Source organism: Pseudostreptobacillus sp., assembly GCF_977040545.1.
Genome location: NZ_CDRRBS010000104.1, coordinates 1 through 3530, shown reverse-complemented (window position 1 = coordinate 3530; position 3530 = coordinate 1). Strand labels below are relative to the sequence as shown.

The 3530-nt window shown below is 26.6% G+C and carries 4 protein-coding genes; 2 read left to right on the top strand and 2 right to left on the bottom strand.

Features of this window, described 5'->3' with window-relative positions; genetic code table 11:
- Positions 1–440 precede the first annotated feature (440 nt).
- Complete coding sequence (gene ahpC / locus ACWYO2_RS05365) at positions 441–1007, top strand: alkyl hydroperoxide reductase subunit C (protein WP_066896705.1); 567 nt, start codon at positions 441–443, stop codon at positions 1005–1007.
- Positions 1007–2542, top strand: a complete 1536-nt coding sequence (ahpF, locus tag ACWYO2_RS05360) for an alkyl hydroperoxide reductase subunit F (RefSeq protein ID WP_455515455.1) — start codon at positions 1007–1009, stop codon at positions 2540–2542. Before ahpC ends, ahpF begins: the two co-directional genes overlap by 1 nt.
- A 195-nt stretch (positions 2543–2737) precedes the next feature.
- On the opposite strand, the gene ACWYO2_RS05355 is transcribed toward ahpF, so the two are convergent.
- Complete coding sequence (locus tag ACWYO2_RS05355; RefSeq protein WP_455515454.1) at positions 2738–3076, bottom strand: EamA family transporter; 339 nt, start codon at positions 3074–3076, stop codon at positions 2738–2740.
- Positions 3077–3105: 29 nt separating this feature from the next.
- Positions 3106–3530: DMT family transporter (locus ACWYO2_RS05350; protein WP_455515453.1), on the bottom strand; the 425-nt coding region annotated here is incomplete at its 5' end.

The window sequence follows — 3530 nt, the reverse complement described above, 5'->3', positions numbered from 1 at the left end:
TTTTAATCAATGTTTGATGTGAAATATATATTTATTTTGATTTTAGTTAAAAAATGATATATAATTTTCATATATCAATAGAATAATTAGGAGGGAGAAGATGTCAGAATTATTAGAGGCAGGAAAAGCAGCTGTAACTAATTATGGTGAAACTGAAATACAAAATGAAGAAATAAAAAAATTATTTGCTGAAGCAGGATTAAATTAAATATATATAAATAAATAGATACTGATGTGTCTATTTATTTTAAAATATTATTGTAACTATTGATATTACAACAAAACAGAGATAATATTATCTATAATTTAAATAAAGAGGTATGAAATGGATAAAAAAATATTGTTAATAGTATGTTAATGATTTTTTTAACTTTTATTGAATGTTGTTTATCAATTTGCTATAATAATTATGAAAACAATTACAACTTAGGAGGGAAATAATGTCTTTAGTAGGAAAAGAAATACAAGAATTTAGTGCACAAGCATATAATCCGACAACAGAAGAATTTATAACTGTAACGGATAAAGATTTAAGAGGTAAGTGGAGCGTTATAATGTTTTATCCAGCAGATTTTACATTTGTATGCCCTACAGAATTAGAAGATTTACAAGAACAATATGATACTTTAAAATCTTTGGATACAGAAGTTTATTCTGTTTCAACTGATACTCATTTTGTACATAAAGCATGGCATGATCATTCAGATAAGATATCTAAACTTACATTTAAAATGATAGGAGATCCTAGTCATTTAATCTCTAAACAATTTGAAGTTTTAGATGAATCAGGATTAGCGCAAAGAGCAACATTTATAATAGATCCAGATGGTGTAGTTCAAGTAGTTGAAATAAATGCTGATGGAATAGGAAGAGATTCTTCAGTATTAGTTGATAAAATTAAAGCAGGACAATTTATTAGAAAAAACCCAGGACAAGTATGTCCAGCAAAATGGAAAGAAACAGGTGAAACTTTAACACCAGGATTAGATTTAGTAGGTAAAATATAATGAGTATAATAGATTCTAGTTTAAAAGGACAACTTTCACAGTATTTACAACTTTTAGAAAATAAGATTTCTATAGGTATAAGTTTAGATGAAAGTGAGAATTCAAAAAAATTAAGAGATTTTATTTTAGAAATTGTATCATTATCTGATAAAATTTCTGTAACTGAAGAAAAATTAAATTACACACCTTCATTTTCTGTAAATAGATTAGATGAAAAAACAGGTATAGAATTTGCAGGAATTCCTTTAGGCCATGAATTTGAATCTCTTGTATTAGCTTTACTTCAAGTAGGTGGGCGTAAACCTAAAATATCAGAAGAACAGTTTGCAAGAATTAAAGCTATAGATAAAGAATTAAAATTTGAAACTATAGTTAGTTTATCTTGTCATAATTGTCCTGATGTTGTACAGGCTTTAAATATATTATCAGTTTTAAATTCTAAAATTAGTCATACTATGATAGAAGGTGGAATGTTCCAAGAATTAGTAGAAACTAAAGGTATTATGGCAGTTCCAACTGTTCTTTTAAATGGCGAGGAATTTATTGCTGGTAAAACAAATCTTGATAAAATTCTTAATATGATAGCTGGACCTAAATCTGATGATAAAATAAAGGAAATAACAAAATTAGATACTTTAATAATAGGTGGAGGACCAGCAGCGGCAACTGCAGCTATTTATCTTGCAAGAAAAGATTGGAATGCAGCTATAGTTTGTGATGAATTTGGAGGACAAGTCAAAGAAACTTTAGGTATAGAAAATATCACTGGTACTAAATATACTGAAGGTCCTAAATATATGGCTCAAGTAAAAGAACATGTAACAGAATACAATATTCCAATATTTGAAGGATATAAGGTTGAAAGTATAGAAAAAGGTGATGAATTTAAATCTAAGTTAAATAATGGAATAGAGATATTATCTAAAACTGTTATAGTTGCAACAGGTGCAAGATGGAGACTTTTAGGTATTCCAGGTGAAACTGAATTTAAAAATAAAGGAATAGCATATTGTGTACATTGTGATGGACCTTTATTTAAAGATAAAAAAGTTGCTGTTATAGGTGGAGGAAATTCTGGTATAGAAGCAGCTATTGATTTAGCGCCTATAGCAAAAGAAGTAGTAGTATTAGAATTTGCCGATACATTAAAAGCTGATGATGTTTTACAGGATAGAGCAAGATCATTAAGTAATATAGAAATAATAACTAATGCAGAAACAACATCTATAGATGGAGATAATAAGGTACAAGGTTTAACTTATACAGATAGAATATCTGGTAAATCTATTTCAAGAGATATAGATGGTTGTTTTATTCAAGTAGGGTTAGTTCCAAATACAGAATTTTTAGATAATAAAGTTGAAAAGACTAGAATGGGTGAAATTGTTGTTGATGGACAAGGTCAGAGTTCTATTGAAGGACTATTTGCTGCAGGAGATTGTACAAATACAGAATTCAAGCAAATAGTAATAGCTTCTGGAAGTGGAGCTAGTGCAGCTCTTGGAGTTAATAATTATTTAGTTAGAAAAAAATAGTATAAAAAAACATATATCAATAAAATAAATAATAATTTTGGTTATTATAAAATTTAGAGATATATGTTTTTATTTTTTCTCTTTAACACTTAATAAAGTAACAGAACCTATTATTAATATAATCCCTATAATTTGTATAAAAGATATAGTAGTTGTTTTCATAATAAATACAGATATAAGAAGAGCTGTTATAGGTTAGAATGATCCAATAATTGCTGTAATATTTGGACGTATATATCTTGTGCTTTCTAGGAAAAAGTAAAATGGTATTACATTTCCAAGTATAACATTAAAAGCAAATGCTGAAATAATATCATTTCTATTCATACTTTGTATAAAATTAAGATGATTTGTAAATGGTGCAAGTGATACAGATCCAAGTAACATTCCAAGTCCTACTATCAAACACATATCATATTTAAAAAAATTTTTTATATAGATTATATAAAATACAAAAGTCATAGCAGAAATTATACCCATAATTAATGCTTGTGGACTTACTGAAATATTTGATAAATTTCCATTAGTAACCATCAAAAACATTCCAAATAGTGCAACGAAACTTAAAAAACTTCAGATTTTAAAGGTAATTTTTTATCTTTTATACTTATTAGTATTAATATAATTATAGGAGATAAAAATTGAAGTAATGTTGCAAATGGTACATTTGAATACTCTATAGTCTTTGCAAATGTAGTTTGTAAAAGCATTACACCTATTACAGAATATATGATTAATTTTAATATTTCTTTTTTATTCGACATAAGTTTTTTAACATCATTATACCCGTTAATATATATAGAATAAGGTACTAGAATAAGTCCTGAAAATAGCATTCTAAATGTAGTATAAGATAAATCTGTTATATCAGAATGAGTAAATATATATTCTGCAAAGTTTCCAGATATTCCCCAAAGTATTGCAGCAATTAAAGCCATACTTATTCCTTTACTTTTATTATTCATATTATCACCTCTTTTTTGTTTAT

Coding starts and splice junctions, on each gene's coding strand:
- ACWYO2_RS05355 (WP_455515454.1), bottom strand. CDS start 3,076: ATGGTTACTAATGGAAATTTATCAAATATTTCAGTAAGTCCACAAGCA.
- ahpF (WP_455515455.1), top strand. CDS start 1,007: ATGAGTATAATAGATTCTAGTTTAAAAGGACAACTTTCACAGTATTTA.
- ahpC (WP_066896705.1), top strand. CDS start 441: ATGTCTTTAGTAGGAAAAGAAATACAAGAATTTAGTGCACAAGCATAT.